12 protein-coding genes are annotated in these 14,634 nt (G+C 58.3%); 6 read left to right on the top strand and 6 right to left on the bottom strand.

The genetic code is table 11. The annotated features are described in order from the left end of the window. Positions 1–71 precede the first annotated feature (71 nt). From AC4FIC_RS04980 to AC4FIC_RS04970, 3 genes are all read right to left on the bottom strand, one after another. Positions 72–1,274: a phytanoyl-CoA dioxygenase family protein gene (locus AC4FIC_RS04980; protein ID WP_287438559.1), complete on the bottom strand. Its 1,203-nt coding sequence runs from the start codon at positions 1,272–1,274 to the stop codon at positions 72–74. A gap of 273 nt (positions 1,275–1,547) precedes the next feature. Beyond that, complete coding sequence (locus AC4FIC_RS04975; RefSeq protein WP_490359380.1) at positions 1,548–4,256, bottom strand: TolB family protein; 2,709 nt, start codon at positions 4,254–4,256, stop codon at positions 1,548–1,550. A 151-nt stretch (positions 4,257–4,407) separates the two neighbouring features. Next, the gene (locus AC4FIC_RS04970) at positions 4,408–4,593 is read right to left on the bottom strand and encodes a hypothetical protein (RefSeq protein WP_100258561.1); all 186 of its coding nucleotides are present in this window, start codon (positions 4,591–4,593) and stop codon (positions 4,408–4,410) included. A 119-nt stretch (positions 4,594–4,712) separates the two neighbouring features. Here AC4FIC_RS04970 and AC4FIC_RS04965 point away from each other — a divergent pair, with 119 nt between their 5' ends. The 4 genes from AC4FIC_RS04965 to AC4FIC_RS04950 are packed head-to-tail and all read left to right on the top strand — an operon-like array spanning position 4,713 to position 7,709. Further along, positions 4,713–5,285 carry a cytochrome b/b6 domain-containing protein gene (locus AC4FIC_RS04965; protein ID WP_100258560.1) on the top strand — a complete coding sequence of 191 codons (573 nt, stop codon included), beginning with the start codon at positions 4,713–4,715 and terminating at the stop codon, positions 5,283–5,285. A 55-nt stretch (positions 5,286–5,340) separates the two neighbouring features. After that, complete coding sequence (locus AC4FIC_RS04960) at positions 5,341–5,658, top strand: PepSY domain-containing protein (protein WP_273285138.1); 318 nt, start codon at positions 5,341–5,343, stop codon at positions 5,656–5,658. 3 nt (positions 5,659–5,661) lie between these two features. After that, positions 5,662–6,357 (top strand): response regulator transcription factor, encoded by a 696-nt coding sequence (locus AC4FIC_RS04955; protein ID WP_273285136.1) that lies wholly within the window; start codon positions 5,662–5,664, stop codon positions 6,355–6,357. Beyond that, positions 6,354–7,709: a sensor histidine kinase gene (locus AC4FIC_RS04950; protein ID WP_476194255.1), complete on the top strand. Its 1,356-nt coding sequence runs from the start codon at positions 6,354–6,356 to the stop codon at positions 7,707–7,709. Before AC4FIC_RS04955 ends, AC4FIC_RS04950 begins: the two co-directional genes overlap by 4 nt. A 3-nt stretch (positions 7,710–7,712) precedes the next feature. On the opposite strand, the gene AC4FIC_RS04945 is transcribed toward AC4FIC_RS04950, so the two are convergent. The 3 genes from AC4FIC_RS04945 to AC4FIC_RS04935 form a co-directional block, all read right to left on the bottom strand. Continuing rightward, on the bottom strand, positions 7,713–9,047 hold the full coding sequence (locus tag AC4FIC_RS04945) for a GH1 family beta-glucosidase (RefSeq protein ID WP_476194827.1): 1,335 nt from the start codon (positions 9,045–9,047) through the stop codon (positions 7,713–7,715). 354 nt (positions 9,048–9,401) lie between these two features. Then, positions 9,402–10,412 (bottom strand): LacI family DNA-binding transcriptional regulator, encoded by a 1,011-nt coding sequence (locus tag AC4FIC_RS04940; protein ID WP_476194829.1) that lies wholly within the window; start codon positions 10,410–10,412, stop codon positions 9,402–9,404. A gap of 105 nt (positions 10,413–10,517) precedes the next feature. Beyond that, positions 10,518–12,560, bottom strand: a complete 2,043-nt coding sequence (locus AC4FIC_RS04935) for a M3 family metallopeptidase (protein ID WP_273285128.1) — start codon at positions 12,558–12,560, stop codon at positions 10,518–10,520. 258 nt (positions 12,561–12,818) lie between these two features. Here AC4FIC_RS04935 and rph point away from each other — a divergent pair, with 258 nt between their 5' ends. Beyond that, entirely contained in the window at positions 12,819–13,535 is a 717-nt protein-coding gene (gene rph, locus AC4FIC_RS04930; RefSeq protein ID WP_273285126.1) for a ribonuclease PH, read from the top strand. A gap of 56 nt (positions 13,536–13,591) precedes the next feature. Then, positions 13,592–14,455 (top strand): YicC/YloC family endoribonuclease, encoded by an 864-nt coding sequence (locus tag AC4FIC_RS04925; RefSeq protein ID WP_100258552.1) that lies wholly within the window; start codon positions 13,592–13,594, stop codon positions 14,453–14,455. Positions 14,456–14,634 lie beyond the last annotated feature (179 nt).

Below are 14,634 nucleotides of genomic sequence, written 5' to 3'. Positions count from 1 at the left end.
TGGCGGCTTTTTTATGACCGCCGAAGCCAAAAAACGCAACGCCCGCCAGTACCGGCATCGTTGCAGTTGCTTTAGGTCGTGCGTTTCTCGCCATGGCGTTCTAAGGCCAGCTCAAGGGCCGCCTCACTCCACTGCTCAGCCAACGCTTGGCGCAGCAGTGCTTGCTGACTCGGTGGGGCCAAACCGCCGCGCGGCGGGTCCAGGTCCAGATTGGTCGGGAAGGCATAACCTTCCGCCGAGGCGGCGACCACGGCATCGATCTGCGCGGCACTGAGTTCACCGGAGGCGGCCAAGGCTTTGAGCTGTGGGAACAGCAGCCGACTCATCTTGGCACGATCGACACTTTCCATGGCCCGGCCAAAGGGTGACGAGATCTGCAACAGGTTGGCGGCGCGCTTGATATCCTTGCTAGTATTGGTACCCGCGGCATGAAACAGCGCCGGATTGAACAGTACCAGGTCGCCCTTTGCCAACGCTAACTGAACTCTATGGGTCGCAAAGTAGTCGTGCAATGGCGCGCAGTCGGCAAGCAGATAGCCGAGCGGATATTTTTGCGAATGCGGCAAGTAGAGGGTCGGTCCGCTTTCCAGGGGCATATCGACATGCGCGATGGCACATTGCAGCGTCAGCGCGGGCGACAGTCGATGGATATGCGCCGGATACGCCTCGGCCTGATCAGGCGTCATAAAACCCAGATGGTAGTCCCGATGCGCGACCTGGGCCTGACCCCCTGGGTTGACGCTGTTGGTTTGTGAGGTAATTTGGTAACCGGGCCCTAACCAGGCGGTGGCCGCCAGGCGCAGCAGCTCATTGCCGTAATAGCGTGCAAAGAGCTCTGGGTCCTGAACGCAGAGCTTTTCAGCGGCATTCCAAATGCGTTCATTGGCACCGGGCTTGGCGAAATGGTCCGTGGCGGAGCGCTCTGCCAGTTTTTCATGCTGATAGATATCATCAAACAAGGACTTGGCCCGATCGATTACCTGGGCATCCGCAAAGGCCTGCTTAATCACCAGAATACCCGGCCCGGACTCCCACACCCATTGCCACTCAGATTGTATTTGAGCGCTTTGTTCACCGCTGGTGTCGGCGTGCATCTGTGCCAACAGTGCGGGTCCATCATAGAGCGGCACCTGCTGCTGGATGTCGTCGGCAAATGTTAGATCGGACAGCTTCAGCTTGTGCGCCAGCACCGCTTGCAAATCGTCAAGCTTAAAGTCTGACGCCTTAAGCCAGTTTTGGCGTCCAGCAAGGACTTTTGGGGGCTTTGGTACCATACATCGGATCCCTATCGTTATTCGCATTTGGCTTTGAGTTAGTTGTATTGGAAAATTAACCAGTATGCAAATAAATAATAGAATTTTTGCTTTTTATTGCCCAAGCCCTTACCTCGACAGCGGATCAGAAGCCAAGCGCATCGGCAGTTCCGACCCAGCCGGCAGCTTTATAGGCTGAGATTTCAGTTACGCCGATATGCCCAAACGCAACCTAGCCGATTCAAGGGTCCGATTTTGATCTTGGGCTGCACTGGTAGATCTGGGTGTTCGGCTCTAAAACCCGCCGAGATTGATGCTGATATTCAGCTGCAGGCTGTCATCCTGCAGGCGATAGAGTGCCAAGCTGGGGCTGAGCAGGAGATTGCTGTTGCGCAGCAGATTCAGACTCGGTTGCAATGTGATGCCCAGGGCGCTTTTCCACTGGTCGTCGGCATACTGCGCCCGCCCATTCAGCGCCACTTGGGTATTGCGCCAATAGGCCAAAGACGTCAGGGTTTGGCCGACGGCGCCCAGGTTGAGGCGATAATTGATACCACTGCGCAACGTTAAGCCGAGCGCATCGGCCGGACCGAACAAGCGACTGTCGAGTAACAGTGGGGCGTTGCTCTGTAAGGCTTGTGCATCGACGCCCAAATCGACGGCGTGACGACGGGACAGGCCTGGAACGGTGAGGCCGGTTTGACTGACCCCATCGAATTGCGTGCCCGCTAGATTCGACCGTGCCGCCGTTCGTTGGTCCAGCGCTAAGGCTGTCGTTAGAGCTTGCGGTGGGCGGTCATGCGCTAGGCTAAAGCGGACTTGGCCTAACAGAGTCGATGTCGATGTCGAACCCTGTACCTGAGATAATTGCAGCGCCAGCGACGGGGTCCACTGCGCGCGATAAGCGCCTCGGCGGTCCGTAAAGACCTGACTGACGCCGACCGCAGCGCTCTGGCTGGGCAGCAGATTCGCCAACAGCTGCCGGTCGAGCAGCACGCCGAGCGTCGGCCCCGGAGCGGTGCGATACTGGGCGTCGAGCCGCGCCAGCCAATCGTCCGCCGCCAGGTAATAGCCGGCGCTGGCAGTCAGACTCAGCTTGCCGAGTGCGTCATCGGAATGGATCGTGCCCATGAGCAGGTCGTTCTCCAGATTGATCCACCAGCTGTGCGGATTCCACAGTTGCGCCATGACCGGATAATCGCTCCGCTCCAGGGCCTGCGTGCGCTCGGGCACCAAGACTGGGGGCCGGATCAGGGCTTGGGCATAGAGGGCCGCCCTGGGCAGGGTTTCGGCCGCCTGCCAATCCGTCTGGGGCGCTGCGCTATCGAAGAAGGGTACGCTGACCACCTGCTGACCCTGGGCCCTGTAATCGGCAAACACCAGGCGTTGCTGGCGCGGGTCCCAGAGCGGGTAATAGCTGCCAAAGGGTCGACTGCTAATCTGATACTCCTTGCCAGTGCTGCGCGATCGCGCCATCAGTTGGTCGATGCCGGTCCGATCCGATTGGTAGACCAGCCAGTTTTTGGTTAACAGGGGTGAGCGCACAGTCTCTTGATCGAGCCCCTTCAGGCGCACCAAACCGCTTAGGTCGGCCGCGACCTGGTAGATGCCATTCCGGTCGCTGCCGGTTAGCACGAAGATCCAGCCGTCTGCGGTGGGTTTGATATCGTGCGCCAAGCTGTGTGCCGCCAGCCTGATGCTATTCAGTTGCTGGCCGGTCGGCCCGAGCAACACCAGCTCGCTGGTGCGTGCGCTGGTGAAGCGATGGGCCACAAAGCCCTCGGCCGATTGGGCCACGGCGGTCAGTTTTTCACCCTGTGTGAGCTGTACTAGACCGGTATCGTGCTGCCAGCAGACCAGTTCGCCGGTCGCCATCAGCGGCTTGCGGCGATCGGGTATCTCGGCAATCCAGCAGCTGCGTTGTGGCGTGCTGCTAATAACTCGGGTTTTGGACTCGGAGCTGAAGCTGCGTGCGACATCGTTCGGGATGGCGGTGAGTCGAGTGACCTGTTGGGCCTGAATCTTAACCAAGAAGTTACCCTCGGCGGCATCAACCTGCGCCGCCAGCACGCCATCGTCTGCCAGCGCCAGCGGATAGAGGCTTTGCCAATGGTCTCCTGGGGAGGTCGACAGAACGGTGACCGGTGTCAGGCTCAGCGCATCCAGCTGCTGCTGCCATTGGCGCCGTAACTGGGTCATCATCGCCTGATAATGGTAGGCGAGCCCTTCACCGGTCTCTAGTTCGATCGCGCCATTAAAGGTAAAGCCGGGCCAGCGACCCAGGTGGCCAATGGCGCGGTCGAATAGATCGGAACCGTATTCGGTGCGCAGATAGGCGGTGAAATAGTAGCCGAGCAGATAGGGGCTGAGGTAGGGCACCCGATCGAAACCGGTGCCTAACATAGCCCGTTCATAGGAATAGGGGGCGTGACTCAACGCATCGGTCCGAAACCACAGATCGAAGGCCGCCCTGCGACCGCGACCGGCCTGGGTTTGAGTCGTTTCGGCGACCACCGCATCCCCTTCCAGAAACCAATTGGGCAAGGCAACCACGGCAAAGGCCGCCAAGCCGGTATCCCCGGTGATAACGCGTGCGGCCCGAGCCAGGGGTAGGTCATTGAGTTGATTAAATTGGATCAGATGGCGGCCTTCGTGCACCGCTAGGGTGTCGTACCACTCCAGGCCGGAGAAGGCCGCCGGCTTGTTATACCAATTGGACCGATAGGGTCTCAGGCCAACATACCCATTCGAGCTGTGGGCGTTGGCGTGGAGTACTAAGGAGAAAGGCCGTATCGGTCGATCGAGGGGCATTTCGCTGAGATGATTGGCTAGATATTGATTGAGTGCATCGGCGACCCGCTCTGCCTCGGCGACGATCTTTGCCTGAAAAATCAAGTTGAATTGAGGTTGTTGAATTTGCTGCCAGCGCTCACCGCTGGCCGGAGCCGCGGCAACGGCATGGGCCGCAAATAAGTAACAAGCCAAGAGCACAAGCAAGGGCATCGCATTAGATCTCAATTATTCCAACCGAAGGCACAGAGCAATATTTTCTCAGTCGATAACCCAAGTGTAGCGGAAAGTGACCCTTCACTCGAGAGGTGGAGTCTTGTGCTCCGGTCCGAACGGGTGTCGTGGACCCGAAAAGTGCGGCCGATCAGGCGGCCACCCCGAAAAACTGACCAATCTGCGCGGTGACCAGCATGGCCAGTGCGCCCCAAAAACCCACGCGCAGAGCACCCTTGGCCATGGCTGCGCCACCTGCCCGGGCCGAAAGGGCGCCGAGCACGGCAGCCCGTAGCCAGCCAATACGATGCGATTTGTGTTGTTCTAAATGGGGCATAGCAACCTCAAGCGTTAACAAAAATAGACCGGGTTATGTTGGATCTAACCGCCTATTTTAAGCTTCAATTTAGCTTTAACCCAGTATGCTAATTTAGTTCAGCATAGAGGCGTTGCGCTATGACAGTTCTACCCGAAACAGAGGTTCTCGTCTGGGATCTATTGGTCCGTGTGTTTCACTGGTCGCTGGTGGTGTTTTTTGGCCTATCTTACCTGACCGGTGGCGAGTTAGACTGGCTGCACGAATGGAGCGGTTATGCCATCGTCGTATTGATCGGAGTGCGCACTGTTTGGGGTTTTGTTGGCAGTCGCCACGCCCGCTTCAGTGATTTTGTGACGCGCCCAGCAGCCATCAAAGGCTATTTGCTAGCACTTAAGGCCGGCAACCCGAAACACTATCTCGGCCACAATCCGGCCGGTGGTCTGATGATCATCTGTCTGCTCTTGGGCTTGGCCTTTATGGCCTTTACCGGCATGCTCTTGGCCGGCTTTGACGGCAACGGCCCGCTCGTCGAAAGCACCCTAATGGCATGGGAGTTTTTACCGATTAAGGATTTGCATGAGATTATGGCCAGCCTTCTGATCCTCGCCATTGGTGTGCATGTCGCCGCCGTGCTGCTCAGCAGCTATCTGCACGGTGAAAATCTCATTCGGGCGATGCTTAATGGTAAAAAACAACGTCGTGTCCCTTGAACCTAGGGTGGCGATCTATGCTTACTGATTTGTTCAATCGCGCGAGGTGTTTCCGATGACAATAGGCGCCCAATGCCGAGCTTGGCCGATAGGCATGATCTTTTTGTTGGCCATGAGTCTGGCGCAGGCCGACTCCCGTTTGGGCTCGGACCAAGTTCTGGAGCTGGTCGCGCGCGGTGACGTGCTGGCGGTAATCGAGCTGGTCACTTTGCACCCAGAGCTGGCCGAGCAGGAGTGGCTCGACATCGAACTGGAACGCGAAGACGGCCGTTGGGTCTATGAACTGGAACTGCTCGACGACGCCGGCGTGGTGCGTGAATATCTCTTTGATGCCCGAACCGGGCTCAGCTTAGGCTTTGAAATCGAGGACTGATCGATGCGGTTATTACTGGTCGAAGACGACCCACAGATTATTGACCTGCTCAAACCCGAACTGCAACAACAGGGTTATGCGGTAGAGATTGCCCGCGATGGTATCGATGGCGAGTTCGCCGGGACCGATCGGCACTTGGATTTGATCGTGCTCGACCTAGGGCTGCCCGGCAAAAGTGGACTGACCCTGCTGAACAATTGGCGCGCCGCGGGCGTGAGTACGCCGGTCTTGATCCTCACCGGGCGCGACGCCTGGCATGAACGGGTCGATGGCCTCAAGGCGGGTGCGGACGACTATATGGGTAAGCCATTTCATATAGAGGAGCTATTGGCCCGTATTGCTGCGCTGATCCGCCGCCGCCATGGCATCACCCACAGTGACCTCCAGGTCGGCCCATTGCGCCTGAGTAATGATCAGCAGACCGTGACCGATGGCGCTGGGCAATGTCATGCCCTGACCGGTATCGAGTTTCGCCTGCTGCGTTATTTTATGATGAACCCGGGTGTGATCCTGTCCAAGACGCTGCTCAGCGAGCATGTCTATGAAGAGGATATGTTGCGCGACAGCAATGTGATCGAAGTCTATGTCAACCGGCTGCGTCAATTGCTCGGCAAGACGGCCATTGCGACCAAAAGAGGCCAGGGCTATAGCTTTACTGCCGCGCAGCCAGCACCAGTTGATGGCGGGCCAGCCTTGTGACGACTAAACCGGCCCTATCGCTAGAACGCAGCCTGCGCCGGCATCTATTCTGGGGTCTGCTCGTGGTGTTGTTGATGGTCTTGAGTCTGGTGCATCTGGGTCTGCAACAGCTGACCAAGGAGTTTGTCGCCGCCCGCCTGTTGCATGATGCCGAAGGCTTGCTGGCGGCCTTAGTGCTTGACTCTAACCAACAGCTGCAGCTGGATCCGACGCGGGTATCCGAGCTATACCAGCGCGCCTACTCCGGGCACTATTTTGCCATCACCACGCCGAACCAGGTGATTCGCTCACGCTCGCTCTGGGATATCGATATAGCACCCTTTCGCAACCAGACTGACAGGCGGGCTAGGCCAGCGCCAACTCTGGCGCATTGGGATGGCCCGAAAGATCAAGAATGGCTCTCGCTGGAGCTTCGGGTCGAAAAGGAGCAGCAAGCGCTGCGGATTTGGATCACCGAAGACATCACCCCCCTAGGCGCCGCGCAGCGTCGGTTCGAACTGAGTCTATTGGCCCTGCTTGCGGTGGCCATAGCGCTCCTGTTACTGCTGCAAAAATTCATTATTACCCGTGAGATGAGCGTCTTTAACGATGTTCAACAATCGCTTAAGGCCATGCAGGGCGGTGCTGAGTTGGTTTTCCCGTCGGCCATCCCATTGGAAATCGCGGGATTGGTAACGGAAATCGAACATGCCCTGCAGCAATCGGTCAAACAGCTCAAACGTAGCCGCACGGCGGTCGGCAATCTGGCGCACGAACTGAAACGACCCTTGCAGCAACTGCGTTGGCTGGCGCAACAGCATCCCGACGCGAGCACGGACCTGCTCGCGGTATATGAGCAGTTGCAGGGCCTGGTGACGCGTGAATTACGGCGCGCCGCCATTGCCGGTAACCCAAGCCCGGGCCAACGCTTTAATCCGCGCGCCGATCTGCCGGTTATTGGCCAATTGCTGGCGCGGCAAAACCCCAATGGTATCGAATTGCAGTTGAATTTACCGCCCGGCCTGATGCCCTTCGAACGCGATGATATGCTCGAGTTACTGGGCAATCTGCTCGACAACGCCTGGCGTTTCGCGGCCACGCTGGTCGCCGTGTCGATTGCGCCGCGGGCCGACGGACAGGGTTGGGAATGCAGCGTGGAGGACGACGGCCCGGGCCTGTCGGCCGCAGACTATGAGCAGTTAAGTCAACGCGGGGTCAGCCGCGATGAGTCCGGGGGCGAACATCACGGCCTCGGATTGCATATCTGTTGGGCAGTCGTGGACAGCTACGGTGGGCAACTGTCGATGCGTCGGTCAGACCTGGGTGGTTTGCAGATTCATCTGAGCCTGCCCAGCCAGACCCAGGGCGACTAGGCGTTAGCGGTCGGCGAGAAATTGTTGCCAGCTTTTGCCAGATGTTTTGATGGTGCGCACCTGGGTTTGGTAATCGACATGCACGATACCGAAGCGCTGGCTATAGCCGTATGCCCATTCAAAGTTGTCCATTAGGCTCCAGGCAAAATAGCCCTGTATATCAACGCCCGCCTCGATCGCCTGGTGCACCGCATTGAGATGCTGGTTATAGTAGTCGGTGCGCATCGTATCGTGCACCGCACCAGCAACCAGCTCGGTGTTGTCGGCGGCGCCATTCTCGGTGATAAAGACCGGTGGCAGGTTGCTATAGCGCCCGTTCAAATCGACCAACAGGTCGGTTAGGCCGGCCGGGTAGATGGACCAACCGATGTCCGTTTTAGCGTCCGCTTGCGGCACCGTCTGGTAATCGCCGCTATCGCTTTTTTCGATGACCCCACGGGTGTAATAGTTGATGCCGAGAAAGTCGATCGGCGCGGCCATAATGGCCAGATCCTCGGCCAATTGGGTCGGTGCCCAGTCCGGATGCTGAGCGAAAACTAACGTCGGGTAGCGGCCTTGCAACAACGGCTGTAGGTAGGTGTGGGTGTTTTCGGCATCGGCAAACTCAGCGGCCCACTGATCCTCAGGGCTGTCGCTGTTGGCGTAGGAGGGGGTCATGTTGAGCACTATTCCGTGCTGAGCTTTGGGGGCATTGGCGCGCATCGCCGGTAGCGCCAAACCGTGGGCCAGTAACAGATGATGAGCCGCCTGGAAGCCCAATCGATCGCTCTTCAGGCCCGGCGCATGAATACCAAAGCGATAGCCTAAGAAGGCGGAACACCAGGGTTCATTAAAGGTCGCATAGGACGCCACCCTATTGCCTAAACGGGCGCTAACCTTATCGGCGTAGACGGCGAACTTATAGGCGGTCTCGCGGTTGATCCAGCCACCCTGGTCTTCCAAGTATTGCGGCAGATCCCAATGGTAAAGCGTGGCAAAGGGTTTGATACCGCGGGCAATCAGGCCATCGACTAAGCGCTCGTAGAAGGCGAAACCGGCTTCGTTCCACACGCCGGGGCTGGGCTCGATCCGTGGCCAGGCAATGGAAAAGCGATAGGCATCGACGCCGAGCGACTCGATCAGGTCAAGATCTTGTTCGAGGCGGCGATAGTGATCGCAGGCCGGTTCGCCATTGTCGCCATGCAAGACCTTACCCGGGGTCGCACAGAACCGATCCCAAATGCTTTCACAGCGACCATCGGCCGCGCTCGAGCCTTCTATTTGGAATGAGGCCGTGGCCACACCAAAGGTAAATGTTTTATCGCGTAATTTACTGGTCGCCGGAATATTAAAGTTCACTCTACTGTCCTTTTCTGTTGCTGTTGTTTAGTTGAGCCCGCCCAGCGATTTAGCAGATCGGGCGTAGGGCAAAGCCGTTGCATTGGGTGCAGGGAACAGTCCGATAAGGCCATTGTTTTTTTCAGCTGCTCGGTACGCCAGCAACGTTGTCAAAGCAGGCCTTATTATGGACTGTAACCGCTTACATGCTAGCCTAGTTTTATGCCTCAACCCTGTCAATAGATTTTCCACCCAGGCGGGTCATTAAAGCAGTTTAGGGCCAGGGATTAGGCGTTTGTTGGGTCATATTGAGAAAGCCGGCGCAGGCTACTTAGGCGTTCTTACTCACCCTAGCCTGCGCCGTACTGTAAGCGATTACAGGGTTTTTACGGCACGAGCCGTACTGTCGCGCAGTACCAGCGTCGGTTTAAAGCGATGGGTGATCTGGACGGCAGGGGTGCCGGTCAGGTTTAACGCCAGCAGGGCCGACTGACGGCCAAATTCGTTGACTGGAATGGCCACCGTGGTCAGCGCCGGCTCGACATAGGGCGCCATCACCATGTCGTCATAGCCGACCAGACTGATGTCCCCGGGAATACGCAGCTGTTGTGTTTTCAATTGGTTCATGGCGCCGATGGCCAGATGGTCGTTTTGCGCGAATAGGGCGGTAAAGGGAATCTGTCGACCGAGCAAACGAGCAGCCGCGGCCTTGCCACCACTTTCCGTGAAGTTCGATTCAATCACCAGGTGTTCGTCATAGTCGCAATTGGCCTGCTCCAGAGCACGCCGATAGCCGGCCAGTCGGGCCCGGGCATCGGCCTTATAGAGCGGCCCGGTGATGCATGCAATGGCGCGATGACCGAGTTCGAGCAGGTGCTGGGTGGCCAGATAGCCGCCCAGTTCGTTATCGAGCGAGATACTGCGCCCAGCCAATTCCGGCACCCGTCGATTTACCAACACAATGGGCACCTGAACCCTAGCATTGAGGGCGATAAGGTCTTCGTCGGACATAACGTCTAGGTGCAGAATCAGGGCATCAACCCGGCGTTGCAGCAGAAAATCGATGGCATCGCGTTCGCTCTCTATGCTGTCGTGGCCGCTGGTGATAATCAGATGTTTGCCAGCCTTGCGCACCTCTTGCTCAGCCGAGTGCATCATGCCACCAAAGAAGGATCCCGCCAGATCACCCACCACCATACCGATCGTTTCCGACCTATTGGTCGCCAAGGCCCTGGCAAAGGAGTTGGGTTGATAGCCCAGCTCGGCCATGGCAGCCAGAACTCGATCGCGGGTTGCGGTGGACACCCATTTGTTGCCGTTGACGACCCGGCTGACCGTCGCACTCGAGACTTGAGCCACTTCTGAGACTTCGCGGATCGTTGCCATGCTGGGCTGACTCAATAGACAAAACATACTCGACTGTAAACGGCCGGCGGGCGACAGGCCAGCGCATTTTCGCGCCGGGCCTGCGCAGCACTGACCGATAGAGGCTTAGACGGCGATACCATTGTGGCGTAACAGTGGCTCGATGCTCGGCGCGCGACCGCGGAAACGTTCGAATAACTCGGCCGCCGGCACACTGCCGCCGAGGCCGAGAATGAGTTCGCGAAAGTCAGCCCCAGCCTGGGCGTTAAACACGCCCTCATCCTCAAAACGGCTGAAGGCGTCGGCGCTGAGCACTTCGGCCCACTTATAGCTGTAGTAGCCAGCGGCATAACCGCCGCCGAAGACGTGGCCAAAGCCGTTTTGGAAGCGATTGTCCGGAATCGCCGGGAGCACCGTGATGCCAGCTCGGACTCGGTCGAGTACCGCCTGAATCGCCGAGCTGGAAAAGTCACCCGCGTGCATGTGCAGATGCATATCGAACAGGCTGAATTCCAGCTGGCGGACCTTGGCCATGGCGCTCTGGAAGTTTTTTGCCGCCAGCAGTTTTTCGAGCAGATCCTTGGGTAGGGCGGCACCGCTATCGACATGGCCCGAAATAAAGGCCAAAGCGGCCTCCTGCCAACACCAATTTTCCATAAACTGGCTGGGCAGTTCCACGGCATCCCAGGCCACACCGTTAATGCCGGCGACGGCCTTAACCTCGACCCGAGTCAGCATATGCTGTAGGCCATGGCCGAACTCATGAAACAGGGTGACCAGGTCATCATGGGTCAATAGGGAGGGCTTGCCATCGACCGGCGGGGTGAAGTTGCAAGTTAGATAGGCGACCGGCAGTTGCACGCCGTCGTTGACGCGCATCCGACCCCGGCACTCGTCCATCCAGGCGCCGCCGCGCTTGCCGGCACGGGCATAGAGATCGAGATAGAAGCGTGCGACCAGCTTACCGCCTTCATAGACGTTGTGCAGGGTTACATCGGGGTGATAGGACTGATAATCCTCGGCCGGCTCGAAGGTGACATCGAACAGCCGGGTGGCGGTTTCGAATAGGCCAACCAGGGCCTTGGGTGCCGGGAAGTAAGGCCGTAACTCCTCTTGTGAGATGCTATAACGTTGCTCGCGCAGTTTTTCCGAGGCATAGCCCAGATCCCAGGGTTGCAGATCGTTTAGGCCGAGCTCGCGGCGAGCAAAATCGGCCAGTTCGGCGAATTCTTGCTGGGCTTGAGGATAGGCCTTGGCCGCCATCTCATCGAGGAAACTGATGACCTGCGCCGGGGAATCGGCCATCTTGGTGGCCAAGGAGACCTCGGCGTAATTGCCATAACCGAGCAGTTCGGCCAGCGCCTGGCGTTTGCTAAGAATCTCGGTCATCACCGGACCGTTGTCGAACTTGCCGGCGTCCGGCCCCAGCTCAGAAGCCCGGGTGACGTTGGCGCGATAAACCTCTTCGCGCAGCGCACGGGAATCGGCATAGGTGAGTACCGGCATCAATGACGGGGCCTCCAAGGTAATTAACCAACCGTCGAGCTGCTTTTGGCGGGCATATTGGGCCAGGGTGGATAAGGCCGACGCCGGCAAACCGGCCAGATCGCTGACCTCGGTGATGGCCTTAGTCCAGCTCTGGGTGGCATCGAGCACCTGCTCGGAATATTTCTGCTGCAACTGGGCCAGCTCGCTCTGCAATTGGGCGTAACGCTGCTGCTGGTCACTCGGCAAGTCGATGCCGCTGAGTCGAAAGTCGAGCAATGCTTGGCGCACCGCCTCTTGCTCGGCGGGCGCCAGGGTGGCGAATTCGGGCTGCTGGTGGATCTGCTCATAGGCCTTGAACAGCCCAGGATGCTGGCCCAACCAGGTCGAAAACTCGGTTAGCTGATTGAGTGCCAGGCCATAGGCGGCGCGCAGGCTGGGCGAGTCTTGCACACTGTTGAGATGACCGAACAGGGCCCAGGCGTTATCGAGCAGGCGCGACTGCTGCTCAATCGGCTCGATCACCGTGCCCCAGGTGGCAGGACCGGGTTGGTCCAGTTTGGCCGCAATGGTGGCCTTGGCCGCGTCGATCAACGCGGTCATTGCCGGCGCTATATGGGCCGGTTCGAAGAGTTCGAACGGTGGTAATTCGTGATTCTCGAGCAGCGGGTTGGTCGCCGTCATGGTCGGGTGATCCTTAAATTCATCAACAGTACCCTACATGATAGGGACAACTGGCTCGGGTACAACCGGGCGGGCGGTAAATATTCACCCGGCTGGGCCCATACCAGGCTATTGGCATGGCTCGGCCGAGCCGACCGGCTCTGGGTAGAGCCTGTTCTTGGACGACTCCCGGCGGTTAGCCCTTTGCTTGGTGGTGATTCAGGTGGCACGCCTATATAATCCCCCGCTCTTTGTTCACCCATCTTGTTAGGAGTCACCATGCGTCCAAGCGGCCGTCAAACCGATCAATTACGCGCCATCACCATCGAGCGTCAATTCACGATCCATGCTGAAGGCTCTGTCTTGGTCAGCTTTGGTAACACCAAGGTTATCTGTACCGCCAGCGTCGAAAGCGGCGTGCCGCGTTTTATCAAGGGTAAGGGTAAGGGCTGGGTCACGGCCGAATACGGCATGCTGCCGCGTTCGACTGGTACTCGAAATCAACGCGAAGCCGCGCGCGGCAAGCAGAGCGGCCGCACCGTCGAGATCGGCCGGCTTATCGGTCGATCGCTGCGCGCTGCGCTGGATATGGATCTGCTTGGTGAAAACACCATCGTGCTCGATTGCGATGTGATCCAGGCTGACGGCGGCACCCGCACCGCCTCGATCACCGGCGCCTTTGTCGCCCTATCCGACGCGATCAACAAGATGCTGGCCGACGGCACCCTGAAGAAGAACCCGATCAAGCATGCCATCGCCGCGGTCTCGGTGGGCATCTGGCAAGATACCCCGGTACTGGATTTGGATTATGCCGAAGACAGCACAGCGGAAACCGATCTGAACGTGGTGATGACCGCTCAGGGCGGCTTTATCGAAGTGCAGGGCACCGCCGAAGGCGAACCGTTCACGCCCGAGCAACTCAGCGCCATGTTAGCCCTAGCGGCCAAGGGCGTCAGCGAGCTGTGTGGTTTGCAGCAGGCAGCATTGGCCCAATAGGCCCACGCTGACCGGGCCGGCCGGCCCGGTCCGATTCACCCGCAAGGGGAGACCCCATGACCCATAGCATGACGGCGTTTGCACGCAAACAACAGAGCTTCGACTTTGGCACCCTGTCAGTCGAAATCAAATCGGTCAATCAACGCTATCTCGAACCCACCTTCCGTCTGCATGACACCCTGCGTTCCTTGGAACTGAAACTGCGCGACCGTCTGAAGCAAAAAATTCAGCGCGGCAAGGTCGAGATTACGGTGAAGTTTTATCTGAACAGCGGCGAGCAGGGCTTGGATATCGATCCCGACCGGCTCCGCTCGGTCTTGGCGGCCTTGGCCAAGATTGACGCGCAAGTGGCCAACAGCGCTGCGCTCAATCCGCTCGAGCTGCTGCAATATCCGGGCATCTTAATCGACGCCGAACTCGACGTAGAGCAAGTGCAAGAGAGCCTGCTGGTGCTCTTTGACGACGCGCTCGATGACTTGCTCGACGGTCGTCGGCGCGAAGGCCAGGTACTGGCCGAGGCGATTTTGCAGCGCGTCAGTGAGATCGCTACCCTGGTTGCCGAAATTCGTCAGGAAATACCGGAATGGTTGCAGACCCTGCGAACCAATTTGCGCACCAAGGTGCAAGGGCTGGGCGTCGAGCTCGATCCGGAACGCTTGGCACAGGAAGTGGTCTTGCTGGCCCAAAAGGCCGATGTGGCCGAGGAACTCGATCGGCTCGACGGTCATTGCAAGGAAACTCAGGTTATTCTTAAGCAGTCCGGCCCGGTCGGCCGCAAGTTGGATTTTCTGATGCAGGAATTCAATCGCGAAGCCAATACCCTGGGCTCGAAGGCAAGCAAAGAAAACATCACCCGTTCGGCGGTCCAATTGAAAGTGCTGATCGAGCAGATGCGTGAACAGGTACAAAATATAGAGTGAGGTCTGGCCCGCCCTCGGCTCCGAACCAAGGGCGAGTTCTAAAGATCCGCGTTCTGCCAGCCCTTAGGAGGCCAAACAGATAGCCCGACCATGGTCGTGGATCTCGACCAGGGACTGGTGTAGGGCCTTAACCGCGTTGGCGTAATCTTCTTCCTGAATCACAAACTGCACATCAACCT

Source organism: Reinekea sp. (assembly GCF_982785585.1).
Note: the sequence above shows the minus strand (reverse complement) of the source record. Positions and strands in the feature narration are given on the sequence as shown.

Excerpts from the sequence above, each read along its gene's own strand:
- AC4FIC_RS04955 (WP_273285136.1), top strand. The coding sequence starts at position 5,662 with ATGCGGTTATTACTGGTCGAAGACGACCCACAGATTATTGACCTGCTC.
- AC4FIC_RS04940 (WP_476194829.1), bottom strand. The coding sequence starts at position 10,412 with ATGGCAACGATCCGCGAAGTCTCAGAAGTGGCTCAAGTCTCGAGTGCG.
- AC4FIC_RS04935 (WP_273285128.1), bottom strand. The coding sequence starts at position 12,560 with ATGACGGCGACCAACCCGCTGCTCGAGAATCACGAATTACCACCGTTC.
- AC4FIC_RS04970 (WP_100258561.1), bottom strand. The coding sequence starts at position 4,593 with ATGCCCCATTTAGAACAACACAAATCGCATCGTATTGGCTGGCTACGG.
- AC4FIC_RS04965 (WP_100258560.1), top strand. The coding sequence starts at position 4,713 with ATGACAGTTCTACCCGAAACAGAGGTTCTCGTCTGGGATCTATTGGTC.
- AC4FIC_RS04980 (WP_287438559.1), bottom strand. The coding sequence starts at position 1,274 with ATGGTACCAAAGCCCCCAAAAGTCCTTGCTGGACGCCAAAACTGGCTT.
- AC4FIC_RS04925 (WP_100258552.1), top strand. The coding sequence starts at position 13,592 with ATGACCCATAGCATGACGGCGTTTGCACGCAAACAACAGAGCTTCGAC.
- AC4FIC_RS04975 (WP_490359380.1), bottom strand. The coding sequence starts at position 4,256 with ATGCCCTTGCTTGTGCTCTTGGCTTGTTACTTATTTGCGGCCCATGCC.
- AC4FIC_RS04960 (WP_273285138.1), top strand. The coding sequence starts at position 5,341 with ATGACAATAGGCGCCCAATGCCGAGCTTGGCCGATAGGCATGATCTTT.
- rph (WP_273285126.1), top strand. The coding sequence starts at position 12,819 with ATGCGTCCAAGCGGCCGTCAAACCGATCAATTACGCGCCATCACCATC.